General features: G+C 46.6%; 18 protein-coding genes. 5 read left to right on the top strand and 13 right to left on the bottom strand.

What is annotated here, in order from left to right:
* Nucleotides 1-56 precede the first annotated feature (56 nt).
* Both DX073_RS01030 and DX073_RS01025 read right to left on the bottom strand, forming a co-directional pair.
* On the bottom strand, nucleotides 57-1712 hold the full coding sequence (locus tag DX073_RS01030) for an ABC transporter substrate-binding protein (protein WP_115004754.1): 1656 nt from the start codon (nucleotides 1710-1712) through the stop codon (nucleotides 57-59).
* A gap of 201 nt (nucleotides 1713-1913) precedes the next feature.
* Nucleotides 1914-3203, bottom strand: coding sequence for an adenylosuccinate synthase (locus DX073_RS01025; RefSeq protein WP_115004752.1), 1290 nt, complete (start codon nucleotides 3201-3203; stop codon nucleotides 1914-1916).
* Nucleotides 3204-3434: 231 nt separating this feature from the next.
* On the opposite strand from DX073_RS01025, the gene DX073_RS01020 reads away from it, so the two are divergent.
* From DX073_RS01020 to DX073_RS15130, 3 genes are all read left to right on the top strand, one after another.
* On the top strand, nucleotides 3435-3872 hold the full coding sequence (locus DX073_RS01020) for an HIT domain-containing protein (protein ID WP_115004750.1): 438 nt from the start codon (nucleotides 3435-3437) through the stop codon (nucleotides 3870-3872).
* Between the two features lie 149 nt (nucleotides 3873-4021).
* Nucleotides 4022-5212 carry a tyrosine-type recombinase/integrase gene (locus DX073_RS14625; RefSeq protein ID WP_258556842.1) on the top strand — a complete coding sequence of 397 codons (1191 nt, stop codon included), beginning with the start codon at nucleotides 4022-4024 and terminating at the stop codon, nucleotides 5210-5212.
* Between the two features lie 3 nt (nucleotides 5213-5215).
* Nucleotides 5216-5314, top strand: coding sequence for an AcrVA2 family anti-CRISPR protein (locus DX073_RS15130; protein ID WP_472973935.1), 99 nt, complete (start codon nucleotides 5216-5218; stop codon nucleotides 5312-5314).
* Nucleotides 5315-5414: 100 nt separating this feature from the next.
* Here DX073_RS15130 and DX073_RS01005 read toward each other — a convergent pair whose 3' ends face one another.
* The 6 genes from DX073_RS01005 to DX073_RS00980 all read right to left on the bottom strand — a co-directional run bounded on the left by DX073_RS01005 (nucleotide 5415) and on the right by DX073_RS00980 (nucleotide 12595).
* A complete protein-coding gene (locus tag DX073_RS01005; RefSeq protein WP_258556841.1) occupies nucleotides 5415-5852 on the bottom strand; it encodes a D-Ala-D-Ala carboxypeptidase family metallohydrolase in 438 nt (145 codons plus the stop codon).
* A gap of 23 nt (nucleotides 5853-5875) precedes the next feature.
* Nucleotides 5876-6193, bottom strand: a complete 318-nt coding sequence (locus DX073_RS01000; RefSeq protein WP_115004748.1) for a phage holin family protein — start codon at nucleotides 6191-6193, stop codon at nucleotides 5876-5878.
* A gap of 96 nt (nucleotides 6194-6289) precedes the next feature.
* Nucleotides 6290-7123 carry a hypothetical protein gene (locus tag DX073_RS00995; RefSeq protein ID WP_147279661.1) on the bottom strand — a complete coding sequence of 278 codons (834 nt, stop codon included), beginning with the start codon at nucleotides 7121-7123 and terminating at the stop codon, nucleotides 6290-6292.
* Complete coding sequence (locus tag DX073_RS00990; protein WP_115004744.1) at nucleotides 7065-7358, bottom strand: hypothetical protein; 294 nt, start codon at nucleotides 7356-7358, stop codon at nucleotides 7065-7067. Before DX073_RS00990 ends, DX073_RS00995 begins: the two co-directional genes overlap by 59 nt.
* Nucleotides 7359-7375: 17 nt before the next feature.
* Nucleotides 7376-12004 (bottom strand): TipJ family phage tail tip protein, encoded by a 4629-nt coding sequence (locus DX073_RS00985; protein WP_115004742.1) that lies wholly within the window; start codon nucleotides 12002-12004, stop codon nucleotides 7376-7378.
* A 24-nt stretch (nucleotides 12005-12028) separates the two neighbouring features.
* Nucleotides 12029-12595: a tail assembly protein gene (locus tag DX073_RS00980; protein WP_115004740.1), complete on the bottom strand. Its 567-nt coding sequence runs from the start codon at nucleotides 12593-12595 to the stop codon at nucleotides 12029-12031.
* An 83-nt stretch (nucleotides 12596-12678) separates the two neighbouring features.
* Between DX073_RS00980 and DX073_RS00975 the strand changes: the two genes are divergently transcribed.
* Nucleotides 12679-12957, top strand: coding sequence for a type II toxin-antitoxin system RelE/ParE family toxin (locus DX073_RS00975; protein WP_115004738.1), 279 nt, complete (start codon nucleotides 12679-12681; stop codon nucleotides 12955-12957).
* Nucleotides 12958-12971: 14 nt separating this feature from the next.
* Nucleotides 12972-13277, top strand: coding sequence for a HigA family addiction module antitoxin (locus DX073_RS00970; RefSeq protein ID WP_115004736.1), 306 nt, complete (start codon nucleotides 12972-12974; stop codon nucleotides 13275-13277).
* Here the strand turns inward: DX073_RS00970 and DX073_RS00965 are convergent.
* The 5 genes from DX073_RS00965 to DX073_RS14190 all read right to left on the bottom strand — a co-directional run bounded on the left by DX073_RS00965 (nucleotide 13249) and on the right by DX073_RS14190 (nucleotide 15684).
* Nucleotides 13249-14016 (bottom strand): C40 family peptidase, encoded by a 768-nt coding sequence (locus tag DX073_RS00965; RefSeq protein WP_115004734.1) that lies wholly within the window; start codon nucleotides 14014-14016, stop codon nucleotides 13249-13251. The two genes, DX073_RS00970 and DX073_RS00965, sit on opposite strands and share 29 nt — an antisense overlap.
* Nucleotides 14017-14107: 91 nt before the next feature.
* Nucleotides 14108-14776, bottom strand: a complete 669-nt coding sequence (locus DX073_RS00960) for a phage minor tail protein L (protein ID WP_115004732.1) — start codon at nucleotides 14774-14776, stop codon at nucleotides 14108-14110.
* The gene (locus tag DX073_RS00955) at nucleotides 14773-15159 is read right to left on the bottom strand and encodes a hypothetical protein (RefSeq protein ID WP_115004730.1); all 387 of its coding nucleotides are present in this window, start codon (nucleotides 15157-15159) and stop codon (nucleotides 14773-14775) included. Before DX073_RS00955 ends, DX073_RS00960 begins: the two co-directional genes overlap by 4 nt.
* Nucleotides 15160-15193: 34 nt before the next feature.
* Nucleotides 15194-15526, bottom strand: coding sequence for a phage tail protein (locus DX073_RS00950; RefSeq protein WP_115004728.1), 333 nt, complete (start codon nucleotides 15524-15526; stop codon nucleotides 15194-15196).
* Nucleotides 15523-15684, bottom strand: a complete 162-nt coding sequence (locus DX073_RS14190; protein ID WP_181814342.1) for a hypothetical protein — start codon at nucleotides 15682-15684, stop codon at nucleotides 15523-15525. Before DX073_RS14190 ends, DX073_RS00950 begins: the two co-directional genes overlap by 4 nt.
* Between the last annotated feature and the right edge of the window lie 53 nt (nucleotides 15685-15737).

The following is a 15737-nucleotide window of genomic DNA, read 5'->3' as shown; positions in this document are numbered from 1 at the left end:
TCCTATAATAAAGAAAACACAAACCACCCTAGGGCGATTTGTGCTGTTGTGATGTGTTAGTGTTTGGCGATTTTCCAATCTTTGACCTGCCATGTACTTTGCGGGTCGTTTTCTGCATAGCCTAGGACGTATGGTTTTACCAAACGGGGTGATACATAGTGATACACAAAGATGGTCGCACTGTCTTTGTCTAGCACCGCTTCGGCTTGACGATACAGCTCGGCACGCTGTTCTGCGGTAACATCCGCCCCTAATGTACTACTCATCAAACGGTCAAACTCTGGGCTGTTGTATTTACCATAGTTGCTCGAATCGGTTGAGATGAATGTATTTAGGAAAGTTGATGCTTCGTTGTAGTCAGCACACCACCCGCCACGAGAAACTTGATGTTTTTGAGTGCGTCGAGTTTCAAGGTAGGTTTTCCATTCTTGGTTATTTAGGCTCACTTCAACAAAGCCCAAAGAATCTTTCCAAAACGACGCTGCCGCCACCGCCAGTTTTTTGTGTGCCTCTGATGTATTATACAGCAGTTCAAACTTCAAAGGATTGGACTCATTATAACCTGCTTCACCCAGTAACTTTTTGGCTTCTTCAATACGCTTGGCTTTGTCCCACGCCTTCCATTCAGGCTCATAATCTTTCATGCCTGCGATAGAATTTGGCGTGAATTGATATGCCACGGTCTGACCTTGTGCCAAGATATTGTCAGTAATGATGTCACGGTCTAGTGCCAACGATAACGCTTTACGCACACGCACGTCATCAAATGGAGCTTTGGTATGGTTGAACTCATAATAATAAGTACATAGCTTCGGCTGAACCTTAACCTGCTCGCCCAACTCTGATTGGAGCTGTTTGAACTGCTCTGATGGCAGGGCATCTGCCGTAACATCGACCTCGCCCGCTTTGTAGCGAGTCACGTCGGTAACCTCCGACGGGATGGCCAGTAGCGTGACTGTATTGATGGTGGTCTTGGCGTCGTCATAATAACTGGCATTACGCTCTAGCACGATGCGTTCATTAACCTGCCAATCTTTTAGGTTGTAAGCACCATTCGCCACATAGTTACCCACTGCTGTCCATTTGTCGCCATGTTGCTCTACTGCTTTTTGGTTGACAGGCTTGACAGAAGTATGAATGAGCGTGTCAGGCAAATAAGGCACAGGCTCAGACAAGGTGATTTCAAGCGTCTTATCATCGATGGCTTTAACGCCCAGCGTATCAGGTTTTGCCTTGCCATCCACGATGTCCTGAGCATTTACCACTTTTACCGCCGCCAAATAGGTAGCATAAGGCGATGCTGTCTCAGGATTTACCAAACGCTGAAAACTATATACAAAATCCTGAGCCGTCACAGGGTCGCCATTTGACCATTTGGCATCACGAATTTTGAATGTCCATACCTTATTATCAGCACTCTCCCATGATTCTGCCATGCCCGCCACGGTATTGCCGTTTGCATCCGTTGATGTCAAACCAACCAATAGCTGACGAATGACGTTAGATTCTGGCACGCCTGATACTTTATGCGGGTCTAGCGACTCAGGTTCTGCACTGTTATTGATGGTCACTTCTTGTGTATCGGCAAGTTCGCCTGTAGCAACAGATGTGTTGTCTGCTGATGTTTGGGTTGACTCTTTATCGCCACCACAACCAAATAAAGCCAGGTTAAGTGAGACAAGCAGTGCTGATGGTACAAATTTTGTATTCATGAGTATGTCCTTATGTGAAAAACAGTAACGTATCGTTAGCATTGCGTTATTTGAACTTGCGTAATTACCACTTATTCAAATGACAACTAAATATAATCATTTTTTACCCCCAAAGTCAAGAATTTTTTAAAGATTATGGCAAAATAATGACAACAAAAAACCACTTATTGTAAAAATAAGTGGTTTTTATGTTAAAAAACATCACGCATCAAACGGGTCTCTTAGTACAATCGTCTCGGCTCTGTCCGCCCCTGTTGAGATGATATCCACAGGACAGCCCACAAGCTCTTCGATACGCTTGATATAGACTTTGGCATTCTCTGGCAAATCGTCAAACTTAGTGATGCCGATTGTGGATTCACTCCAACCTTTCAGGGTCTCATACACAGGCGTTACTTTGGCATAATACTCAGCATCATACGCACCCTGAATCTCGCCTTCTGGCAAGGTATAATCGGTGGCGATTTTAATCTCGCTAAGACCGTCTAGCACGTCAAGTTTGGTTAGGCAAATACCGCTCATGGAGTTTAGTACAACCGCTCGTCTAAGTGCCACTGCATCAAACCAACCGCAACGTCTGGCACGCCCTGTGGTCGCTCCAAACTCATGACCCACCGTTCCCAAATGCTCACCCACGTCATCAAACAGTTCGGTCGGGAAAGGCCCTGACCCCACACGGGTGGTGTAGGCTTTAGTGATGCCAAGCACGTAATCAAAATACAAAGGACCTAGACCTGTACCTGTCGCCGCGCCCCCTGCGGTGGTGTTTGAGCTGGTTACAAACGGATAAGTCCCGTGGTCGATATCAAGCAAGGTGCCTTGGGCTCCTTCAAACATGAGATTCTCGCCTGCCTGACGGCGTGTTTCTAGCTCGTCTGTGACGTCCACAACCAACTCTTTTAGTTCGCTTGCCCACTCTTGGCATAGGGCAAGGGTGGCATCATAATCAATCGCTTCTACTTTGTAGTACTGGGTCAAAGCAAAGTTGTGGTATTCTAGGATAGTTGCCAATTTATCCGCCAAATCACTGCGGAACAAATCAGCCACACGCAAGCCACGGCGAGCCACTTTGTCTTCATAAGCAGGGCCGATGCCACGACCTGTTGTGCCGATTTTGCCGTTACCACGCTTTAATTCACGGGCTTGGTCAAGGGCGGTGTGATAAGGCATGATAAGCGGACAGGCAGGCGAGATACGAAGTCTTTCACGCACAGGCACGCCTTTGTCGGTCAAGCCTTTCATCTCTTTTAATAAAGCATCAGGGGCAAGCACCACGCCATTGCCGATAAAGCAGGTTACGCCTTCACGCAAAATCCCAGATGGGATAAGGTGTAACACCGTCTTTTCGCCACCAACAACAAGCGTATGCCCTGCATTGTGTCCGCCTTGATAGCGTGCCACGGCAGTTGCTTTTTCGGTCAGCAAATCCACGATTTTGCCTTTACCTTCATCGCCCCATTGACTGCCAAGCACGACAACATTTTTACCCATGTCTTTCACCTTTTTTAAAGTTAAACCAATGCCAAATTTTGGCGTTTTTCCTATCTAGTTTAACACATAACCAAGGGGGAAAACTAGCTTAAGTTGAACAAATTTTTAAAATTTATCAAATCAATTCAAATTAGCAAAAACTTGCAAAATTTTGCCAAAGCCCTTAAAATTTTCGCCAAAATCATGTTACAATATCCTGTTAAAATTCATAATTAAAAAAAGGCTATCTCAATGTTCCAATTACATCCCACCCTTGCCAAAGACACATTTTTGGTTGGCGACTTACCCCTATGCACCGTGCGTTTGATGAACGACTGTCAATTCCCTTGGCTGATTTTGGTGCCACGTGTCTCAAACATCAAAGAAATCTATGAGTTATCTGACGCTGACCAAGTGCAATTTTTACGTGAATCAAGCTGGGTATCTAGCCAAATGGCAAAAATCTTTGGGGCAGACAAAATGAACGTCGCCGCCCTTGGTAATCAAGTGCCACAACTGCACTTTCATCATGTCGTCCGTTATCAAAATGACGCTCGCTGGCCCAACCCTGTTTGGGGTTGCCCTGCCATCGCCTACACGCCCGAAGTCTTGCAACACATGAAACAGACTCTTATGATGGCACTGCGTGGACATCATGAAATGCCCTTTGACTGGAAAATGTCAGTATAAATCGCTCATTGTCGCTAACTATCGCCAAAGCCCTGTAAAAACAGGGTTTTTTATTTTTTATTGTCGCTTAAAGTCGCTCATTGTCGCTTGTAATCGCTCTCTTTTTGTAGTATGCTTTGTAGTACGCCAACCAACATACTACAAAGATTATGAAAGTTATTAAACCCCTTACCATAAAACAGATTGACAACGCCAAGTCAAAAGATAAAGATTATCGACTTTATGACGGCGGTGGATTGTCGCTACTTGTAAAGTCCACCGCCAAAATTTGGCATTTTAATTATCAAAGACCCATCAGCAAAAAAAGAACAGTCATCTCATTTGGGGCTTATCCCATCGTCAGCCTTGCGGACGCACGAGCCAAAAGGGACGAGTATTTAGCATTGCTTGCCCAAAATATTGACCCACAAGAATACGCCAAGCGACAATTAACAGAACGTAAAGCCAACATCGACAATACATTTTACAAAATCAGTCAAGACTGGCTTGCACAGCAAAACTACAAGCCAAGCACTTTGGACGGTACTAAACGTTATTTGCAATATGCTTATCAGCACATCAAAGATAAACCTGTTGCCGACATTACCACTTTTGACATTTTGGACATCTGCCAAGCCGTCCACGGCACGCACGGCTCACTCATGGCAAGTGGTGTTAAGACCAAAATCGCCCAGGTCTTAGATTTTGCATTGTCAAGGCGTATGGTTACAAGCAACGTAGCAAGGGGGTTAAAAAATACCCATAAAAAACATAAAAAAGGGCATAATCCCGCCATTATTGACCCCAGAGACTTGGGCGAATTTTTAAATGCGGTGGATAATGCCGATAATTGCGGTGTGGTTGTCAAGACCTTTTTGCAAATCGCCCCCTATTTGTTCGTCCGCCCTACTGAGCTTGCTAGTATGCACAAAAAAGACATTGATTTTGACAAAAACGAATGGCGATACACCCCACCCAAAACAGAAAACAGCACCGAAACCCAAGTGATTGTTCCGCTTGCAAGTCAAGTAGTTGAAAAAATTAAATTTTTGCTTGACTGGCACGGACACGACTATGTTTTTTATTCAAATCGTGGCAAATACCGACATATCACACGCCAACGCCCTGCCGAGTGGCTTAGGGATAATGGTTTTGCTAGCAAACAAACAAACCACGGACTTCGTGCCACCGCCCGCACGATTTTGGAAGAAGAATTGGGCTATCCGCCCCATATCATAGAAATGCAATTAGGACATCAGACCAAAGACCCCAACGGCAACGCCTACAACCGCACCAAATTTTTAGAAAAAAGAAAGGCGATGATGCAGGATTGGGCAGATTATTTAGATAATCTTAGATAAAATATTCGCCGGGGGCATTGGCACGGCTATTGGCAAGGCACAGGGCAAGCAAAAGAGTTTAAAATCCGTTGGCAACCTGCTATTTTCGTGAGAGGTGCATGACATACCCCCTTCTACCCAATTCTAAACACCTGCTCACGCTGTACGCCATCTGAGCGTTTATAGCCCAAATGCACCCAACTATTTGGGCTTTGGGGGTACTCTAATTTATACCACGCTTTTTAAATTCATCCGCCAAATGTTTTACCACCGCCCTTGTATTGCCAAAAGCAGGACAGCTAAAATCAATTGCATAGCCGTGCAGGTGTGCCGAGTTTTTCGCCCCACCAATCCTGCGATTGAGCGTAAGACAGCGATAACCACTGGTGATAAATATGGGGTGCCCTAAGATGTCTCTTGCAGGTTGCCATAGATTAACCGCACTTTCAATCAAATTTGCCAGAACCTGTGCGTTTGGCATATTGTCAATGTTATACCGTGTGGCAGTTTGACTTGCCAATAGCTCATTTAGTGTGATATTGGCGGTGATGGGGATTTTCACTCCTTCTTTTAAGGCTTGTCTTAGGGCGGATTTGGATTTTTCGCCCCAGATGCCGTCTGGCGTTGTGCCGATGGCGGTTTGTATTTCTTTGATTGTCATAATTCACTCCAATAAAAAAGCCCCTAGGGGCGTTTGATTAAGTTATCATAAAGTTTGGACATCTGACTGATAGCATTTCCGCCCAAATGCCCTGCCATGGCAACCATCACAGCAGTATAATTAAGCGACAGCCCCCATTCACGACACAGCAGAAACGTTGTCAGCCCTGCAAAACCACTTAAAAACATTTCACCCAAAAATCTTAAAAATAAAGACTTTATGGGTTGCGGTTCGGTGGCTTGATTTAATTTCATGATAAAATTGGCAAGCCCACCGCCCAATGCTAAAAACAGCACGTAGGGTAAGGTTACTAAAAATTGTAACCATTGATTTTCGTTCATAGTCTCTCCAATAAAAAAGGGGCTGATAGCCCCGAAATGTCTGTCATGTTTTTACTCCAATAAAAAAACCGCCGCAAGGACGGCTGGCAAACTAAGCTACAAATAGCCGACGATTGATTGTAGTGCTGCATTTTTTTCTAGCGTGTTAAAATACCAGTCATACCGCCCAAGATGATACTCGTGGTCTAGCTCGTCTTGTAGTCCTGCCATTAGCATCACATCTTTAAAATCATAGATTTTCCCAGCCCAAAAAGCTTCAAGAAATGGCTGACATTGCATCACATCAAGCAAATCAACTCGTGAACCGCTGGTAAAACCCGATTCATAATGAAACGCAAAAAAGCGATTGATAAATATGATATGCTTGCCGTCATTGATGTTTGACTTTTTGCCGACTTTCATCGGAGTGTATTCACTATCAAAGACAAGCTCGCCGCGCTCGTTGTATACTTCAAGCCCCCAATTAACCTTTGATGGCAAAGGATTGCTGTCATAGATATAGGCGGTGATGTTTAAGCGTTGGCAAATAATATCAATAAAATCATTGCTATACTTTGGCTCTTTGATGTTGAGAGCCTTGCTAAGCAGACTTGGATTGATGGTAATCCAGACTCTAGCTCGCTTTTGCCCATCAGATGACAGATAGCTTAGCTGGGCATATCCTATCCCTTCGTACAATGTCAGCCCAATAATGGGCGTCTGCACCGATGGCAGGGCGAAGTCAAACACCGTCATCAAGGCATTGGCAGAATAGGCACTTTTATGCTGGGGCTGCGGGGCGGTCAAATGCTTTTCGCTTAGCTTGATTTTGTGCGTGCAAACGATATTAAGCAAATCTGGGCTAATCGTAACGCCGTGCTTGCCAAAAAACTCAAACACCGTACACCCCCAGCACAACCACATCTCTATCAACAAGCTCTTGTTTATCATTCCAGCCTGTCTTAAAAAGCTGATGAATGTCGTGTACAGAGCCTTTGGATAAGTCATACAGCGTATTAGACACGATGAATGGGCGATGATTCATTGCTTTTAGCTCATCATCGCTTAAAAGTGGGGTCGGCATTGACCCCTTGTGAATTTTTCTTCTATACACTGCGATGATTTTGGTCGTGTTATCATCAACAGATAGAGTCAATTCTCCATTTTCATCAAAAATTTCTAGCATATTACGGTAATTTACTCCTATTTCCAGACACCCAAACGAACTCTTAGCCGATTATTGTCATCATAGACAAGCAAAACACCGTCTTTAATTTCAAGCCTTGCCCCCGTTTGAGCAGATTTAAAATGACCGATATTGGCAGTCAGTGCCGACAAACTGCCAATGCTTGCCTTGTCTATATGAGCCAGTTTAATACTGGCGTTAGCAATACTCGCACTGTTAAGCCACGCCCCAGCAGGATAACTCACGCCATCCACAACCGCAGGACGAGTGTTAAAAATAAACGGCTTTTTGGCACTAGTAGTCCCCCCAAAATAGATTTGGTCGGCGTTGATACCGAAACGGGAAGTAACACGACCGTCTTGTAGCTCACTCATCAGACCATAGCCGCTGATAAAGCCGTTGTTATCCACCGTTACCGCCTTAATCGCACGCACGCCATTGACCGACTGCTCCACGTTGCGGATGCTTGTGGTTTGACCGTTTACGGTGGTTTGTAGCGTGGACAGTTTTTGGGCGGTGGCAGTGTCTTTTTGTGCTTGTGTCTGCTTAAACTCGTTCAAGCTCGCATTGGTGGCATAAGGCGACAAATCAACATTAGAGTCTTCGGGGGCAGGTGTCCAGTCGGTTGCAATCGTACCACGCTCTAATTTGATTTTATCAATGCGACTTGTCCCCGTCTGATTGCGGTTAAACGGATAGATATTTAGGATAGTATTACCTGCGGTATTGGTGCCTGACGTGATTTTCCATGTTGTTTTAAGTTGATACACGCCATCGGCGATTTTGTCTAGCTTGCCAATTTGCACAGCCCCACCCGAATTGTACGCATAAAAGGCGGTTTTTGTGTCTGCAAGCTGACCCCAAATTGTGATAACCACCTCATCACCATGTGCCAAGCCGTGATTTTGGGCAAGTGTGTATGATTTAGCTGGGTAATTACCATTCTGTACGACCACGCCACTATCTAGGACAAGGTTCCGACCGCCCACGCTTAGATTATCAAACCGTGCATTCAACTGGTTTTGAGCGGTGGCAATCGCCCCATTTAAATCACTTGTGGTACGTTCAAGCGTTGCGATTTTGCCCTCGCTTGTGCCAACTCGCCCCCCAATGCCGTTTACCGTACTTTCAAGCGTGCGGATTGCTTGACTGTTGGCATTGTCGCCAGTCGCTCGTGCGGTTTCTTCTCGGGCAAGGCGTGCGGTTAAGTCCGCATCAGTCTTTTTGTATTGGGCATCAAGCGTGCTAATACGCTGAGATAAGGCATTATCAGCATTTACCGATGCCTGCTTAAACTCATCAAGGCTTGCCGAGCTTGCCTTGCTGTCAATATCAGCTTGCAAATCTTCGGGGGCAGGTGTCCAGTCGGTTGCCACTTGCCCTGTTTCTATCTTGATATTTTTAACATCAAGGTAACTGCTTTCTGTGGTCTTAAAACCACCAATTAACAACCGCACATTGTTCAAATCACGGCTAGGCGTATATTTTAAAATAACTCGCCCTTGTTTAATGTCGCTGCTTAGCAAGCGGATATTGCCGTCATTTGTTAAGAGATAATTATAATCAAGTCTTGACAAATCTGTATCAACATCAAAACTAATCACATAATCTTGCCCTTGTTTTAAATTAAGATTTTGATGAGCTGTAAAAATTCCAACGCTTGTATCATCCACAGCACCAAAATCAAGACGAGTATTTGACAATGCACCACGATTAGCCCAACGATAATAAGTGGGATTTTGGGTATTGCGTAGCAGGTTACGCCCACCCACCGCTAAATTATCAAACTTCACTCCCAATCGTTCAATACTACTCGCTTGCCCGCTTTGGGTCTGCTTAATCGCACTAATCTCAGATGTAGCTTTATCCGCCTGTGTTTTGATTTGAGCGTATTTTTGCGACAAATCGCCTGTGGTTATCCCCAATTCACGGATTGATGACGTTTGAGACCCCACGGTTTGTGTGAGATTAACGATTTCGGCAGTTTTTGCGTTATTGGCATTTTGCAAAGCAGTAATATCACGAATGGCGGAAGTGATACGGTTACGCTCGGTGGTGATGTTGCTAATGGCGGTTTGCAATTCACGGTTTGCCGTGGCAAGCTGACTATTTAGCGTGGGCAATTGTGCATTAACCCCGTCCACCGCAGTTTGCAAATCACCGATTTTTGCAATGGGCGTTCGCAAAGTTTGGTCAAGATGACTGGCACTAATCTGACCTGACAAGATATCCAATACCTTGCTTGCGTCCGCCGATGTTGTCCCGCTTACCCACGCCGTCCAGTCTGATGTATTGCCAAGTTTATCCACAATCCGCCCACGATAAAACTGTGTTAGGTTACCTTGTAGCCCTGTGATTTCGTGCTTGTTCGTTGGATAGGCAAATGTGCCAAGCGTGGCAATATTTGAGCGACCGTCTGGGCTAACCTCTATTTCGGTAAAATTGGTGTCTTCGGACTTCGCCCCAAACAGCCATGACAGCTCCATGCCGAACAGCACGCCTTTTGCGTTTAGTTTGGCAAGTTTGGTGGGCTTGCCCTGCTTGCCTGTGATGTGAGTGAGCGTGCTTGATGTCGCCAGACTCTCGCCATCAAAGCTGTCCACGGCACGCACACGAGCCATATAAGCCCCACTGTACACGCCGTCAATGTCCACGCTTTGCCCTGCCACTTTTGGCAGGGTTTGCCAGTTGCCGTCATCTTTTCGCCACTCCACGATATACGCCACCGCCCCTTGCACCTGCTCCCATGCGATATTAAGCGTGGTAACTGCTTGCCCTTGGTGCGTGCGAGTGTTTGCCGTGAGTGTGACGGATTTTGGGGCATGGATTGGCGTGGCTTTTAGTACGGTATAGGGTTGGGGCTGTACCACCGCTCCTTTATCCACCACGTCATATTTTTGACGCTCATACTGCAAGGCGGTAATGTCAAAGGTCGCATCATCATTTTGGGCGATAGAGAGCACCCGAAACTGCATGAGTGCCAAGTCATCAGAGATAATCGCCCACACGTCATCAGCTTGCCCCACGGCTGTATCTAATGTTAGTGTATCGCCATGCACGGACACGATTTTGGCGGTTTTGACCGTGCCGTCTGTGTTTATTGTTAGCGTATCGCCCACTTTGCCTGCCGTGCGGTCAAGCGTGATTTGTTTGTCATTGGCAGACAATATCCGCCCAGAGACGGCACGCCCTGCAAATAGGTTGTCAGCGATGTTGATAATTTGTCCGACCTGCGGGATAAAGCCCATTAGCCCCGTTTTAAAATTAACGGTGCGAGTCTCTAACTGCTCAGCCTTTAGTGCCCACAGCCCTGCACGCTGAGCTTGTCCACGAGAAGTACAGCCAAAGGCGTTGATGTCAAGCGTGCGTATGCCGTATTTGGCAATCGCCGACTCTTCGCGCACCATCTCATATTCGGTGGCGTAGTCATGCTCGGGGTTATCCCAAGCGACTTTGGCAACCGTATGGCGGTCACGGGAGCGTGTGCCTTGATAGACAAACTCGCCCACGATGTTGGCAGGGCTAAAGGTATAGACAGGGTCTTTGGGCGTATCACTATCTAGCACGATTTGTGAGCCGTCCCAAAACGATAAGCCTCGAAACACGCTGGCGATATTTTGTAACACACGATAGGCGTCATCGGCTTTTTGGATATAGACATTGACGGCAAAACGTGGCTCTTTACCGCCCATGCCATCGTCCACCATCTCATCGCAGTATTGCCCGATTTGATACAGTCGCCATTTGTCCACCATGCCGTTTAGTCGTTCGCCCAAACCGTAGCGTTTGTGCGTGCATAGGTCATAAAACACCCATGCAGGGTTATTACTGTAAGCAAGCTTAAATCTGCCATCCCACAGCCCAAAATAGGTGCGAGCGGTGGGGTCATAGTTACTAGGCACTTGGATAAGCTTGCCCTTTAAACGCACGGCGATTTTGGCGATGTTGCTAAACGTTTTGGCGTTATAAGTTAGGGCAAGCAAGGCAGTATTGGGATAACGCAGTTTGGCATCGATAATCTCGGTCAATGCATCAATGTACATGGTGTCAGCGATAAGGTCGCTATCACGATTTGGCGTGATACGGCGGACACGAATAGTCCATGTTTTGCCCTTTGGCAGGTCAATGCGGTGCGAGCGTTTAAAGCCAGAGCTTGCTTTGCCACGGGCGGACGTATTTAGCACTTGCACAAATGCCCCGCCATCGGTCTGCACATCAATAGCGTACTCAATGCCATAACCTGTAATATCACCATTGTCATGTTGCTGACGCAAGGCGTTAAAATTTAGGCGTACTCGTACAGCGGACAAATCTTTGTTGTTAATCGCACGCACAAAGGGGCGGTCATGACGCAGCTCCACACCCACCGCTGTCTCATTTTCGACAGACGCAAAGCCCTTGATGTAGCTTTGGTCGTTCGTACCCGTGCGAAACTCCCATGACACGTCCGTAAAGTTGGGCTGTCCGTTGTCATTGATGAGTGGCGTGCCATCTAAGCGGATTGACCTGCCACCGTCTGCAAGCCCAAAAATCTCCCCTTCGCAGAGTCCATACAGCCCTTGATAACGCTCCACCGACACTAGGTCGTCTTTGGCGATGTGGGGGCGGTGGGGCTGTGGTTGTTTCTTTTTTGCACCGTGTATCATTGTTCTACCCTTACTTATTCGTCATTATTCGGCATAAATACCCGCACTGGCGATAAATCCGCCCACGTCTCTCTCGCCATACAGTATCGGCACGGGATTACCTTGTGCCACGGTCGTTACCGCACCGCCAAAGCCGTTATTGGGGCGGTTGCCGTCTTCGTTCATCTCGCCTAATTTGGGGGTCGGCATGAGTAGGCTTGTTACACCACCAAGCAATAACCCTGCCCCTGCCCCAATCAAACCAAAATTACCCGTCATCACGCCCACACCGACCATGACCGCCCCTGCGATGACTTGTAGCCAGCCCATTACCTTACCGCCTGCTCCGATAACACGGGGGACGATGTGGATATGACTTGCTGTTGTGATGTCGTCAAGCTCACGCTCGCTAATGTTGGTTTTTTGACTTCGTTTTTTACCCAAAAAGACGGCAAATCTAAGCCCAAGTTGTTCACTCTCCATCATAAATTTTTTAAAGGCAGGGATTTGGCACGCTAAGGCATGGGTTGCTTCTTTGGCACTTTGCACGTCAAGCGTAAAGTATCTGCCAAATTTTTTGGCTAAAATGCCGTGTAGCTCAATGGTTTTCATATTTTTACCCTTTTTAAATAATACTTGTCTTATATCGAATACCGATATATAATATAATCATTGCAACAATCGGACAACCAACCATGATTCAAAGTTTTAAGTGCAAAGATACCCAAAGCCTGTTTGAAACAGGGTCAAGCCGTGTATTTGCCAACTTTTTATCCGTTGCCACTCGCAAACTTACCATGCTTGATAATGCCGTGGCACTTGCCGACCTACGCATTCCACCTGCCAACCGCCTTGAAAAGCTGACAGGCGATAGAGAAGGTCAGTATAGTATTCGCATTAACGACCAATTTCGCATTTGCTTTGTGTGGGGCGATGATGGCGTGTATGATGTTGAGATTGTTGATTATCACTAAATAGGAGCTTAATAATGTTCAAAAATGGCATGAGACCTGTTCACGCAGGTGAGGTATTGCGTGAAGAATATCTAATCCCACTGGGTATGTCCGCCACCGCCTTAGCAAATGCATTGGGTGTAACCCCTGCACGCATTAACGACATCGTGCGGCAGCGACGTGGCGTTACGGCTGATACCGCCTTGCGTTTGGCTCGCTATTTTGGTGGTACGGCACAATTTTGGCTTAACCTACAAACCACCTATGAGCTTCGCCTTGCCGAAACCACGCTTGGCGACAGTTTGGATTTTATCAGCCCCCATGAAGTTGCCCATGCCTAACCACCATCGCTGTGCGTTTACCCCAACTCTCACCGTATATTTCACGCACGGATAACCTGCCGTGTGGGTGATGTAACACTAGGCTATCGCCCACACATGGCGGTGTGGTCTCGCTGTTTAGCGTGCCATCGCCCAAAAAGATTAGGGCGTGGTTAATATGATGAGTTCGCCCCACACGGCATAGGATAATGTCATGCTTTTGTAGGTCATGCACCACGTCAAAGCCTGCTTTTTTAAAATTATTTTGATAAAGTGGTTCATGGCTTTCATCTTCCCACCACTCGTCCGTGCGTGGGAAATCGGGCAATTCAATGCCAAGCTCACGATGATAATAATCACGCACGAGACTATAACAATCCTGCACCCCGTGATGATATTCACGCCCGAGCAGTGGGGCGGTGTAGGCGGTGGGCTTATGCGTTTTGATGTCGCAGTACTGTCCCCCATCTGCATGATAACCAAATCCACAAATGACCCAATCCACGCCATGTAGCCCCATTTGCACACGGTCAATCTCGGACGGTTCACTATTGCCGTCGGGGTGGCTATGCACGATTGCTTGTATCTCGCCTTTGTACGATAGTGCCACATACTGCATGGGGTCTATCTCAAAGGTTTGGGTAGGGTCGTGGGCGATGTTATCGCAGGGGTAGTACTCGCCCCCGATGATAAGCCCACAGCACTCGGCGGGATAGGCGGATTTGGCGTGGGCATGTATGGCGGTGTGTAAGTCTGTCATAGCTCGTCCATGTCCGTGCCAAAGATAATGCTAAGTGCTGATATGATGTACAGCCCTAGCCCCAATCCCAATAGTATTAACATATATCCCCCTAGGTTAGGTTAGACGCAGGATAGCCTGCAAAAGGCAGTTCGGCATTTTTGCCGAATCTAAGCATACAGTCGGACAGCCGTCCACCGCACCTGTCCTGCTCGGGGTCATCGGTAGGCTTACCGTCTATGGTAAACCGTGCCGTGCCTGTATATCCGCACGCCTCGCCCCGATAGCGACCGCACACCGCCTCATGGCAGTAGCTCGTGATTTGCCTTACGGGAATTTTTTGCCCTTCAAAGTCTACGGGGTTGGACAGCTCAAAGGTGGTGGTGGCGTTGGTCTCGGACGTTTTTTGCTCGATGTACCAATGCTGTACTTTGTAATGCTCATCATCGCTACTGTCCAAAAACTCAGCAAGGGTGTGGATAACTTTTAGCTTTGCCCCTGCAAAATCGCCATATCGCAGGCACAGATAACGCAGGGCTTGGGCAACACCGCCGATGTCGTTATGCACGGTCAGCGTGGGCGTGCTTGCCTTGCCGTCTGAGCGGACTTCTAACCCGTCAGCGGTTATGGCGATGGGTGTGTATTCGTTGCCCTGCCATCTGATAACGTCATTGTGTCCGTGGAAACGGTAAATCTCGCCCCCAAATTTACGAGCGTCAAGCTCATACAGGGTAATAAAACCCTGTACGACTGACTGCTCTACACGACTGTTAAAGCTCATAGCGTCTCGCCTGCTTCGACTGCTTCGACCGTTTCGGCAGTTTTTTCCGCCACATCCACCGCCACGCCAAATTTACCGTCTTTGTAGGACACGGCAAAGGCATTGACGGTTTTTGAGTTGTCCCAGCCTTGTAGCTGTTTTAATTGACCCGCTCCCCATGCCAAAATCTCGGTGCGAAACAGACTGGCACGATTGCGTTTTAAGAGTCCGTGGTTCGGCTCGGCGTTAAACACATCAAAGCCCTCATCTTCGGGGTAGTAGATAATCTCTACCGTGTCTGCTTTTTCGCCGTGGGTGTATTGCCATGCGTCCACTTGTGCGATAAAAGATTGTAGGGTTTGAGCCTCCAAGCGTGATAGCATGGTTAGTTGTGTGTCGCTCATGATTTTCTCCATTAAAAAAACCCCTTAGGGGCGGTTAAAAAACTTGTCGTAAGCCAAAGCTGATTTGCCAAACATCGCCACCTTGCTTTTGGCGGGATATTTCCCCGTCTAAGCGGACTTTGATACTTGGTTCATCGGCTACTGGCGTAAAATTAAAAGGTTTAACGCCTTTTGTGTCAATCAAAAAGCGGTAAATCTCATCAATCACCGCTTTTTTGTCTGTTTTGCTACATTGCCATGATTTACGGCTATTGTTTATGCCAAAACTTACCGCCTGCTCATAGCCATCATTAAAAGCGGTTATGGTGGTGTTTAGGGTGGTAGTTTCGCTACTGTCTGTGGATATGTCCCATGTAAAGGTTTTCATTTTTTACTATCTCTAAATTTTAGAAAATTGACCACAGCATTTAAGATGTTGCTAAATTGCCAAATCAACACCAATACAATAGCAAAAATTCCTATTACAACGATATTTTGCATAGATATTTCTCCAATTTTTGCCAATTCTATGTTAAAATTTACCATAAATTATCCTTTTAAGTATGGGTTAAAGGGGTAATAAAAAATCCCAATGCCTG

It is taken from the genome of Moraxella lacunata, from assembly GCF_900453205.1.
Classification (GTDB): Bacteria; Pseudomonadota; Gammaproteobacteria; order Pseudomonadales; family Moraxellaceae; genus Moraxella; species Moraxella lacunata_B.
The sequence above is the reverse complement of the archived record's forward strand: the minus strand, read 5'-3'. Positions and strand labels throughout refer to the sequence as shown.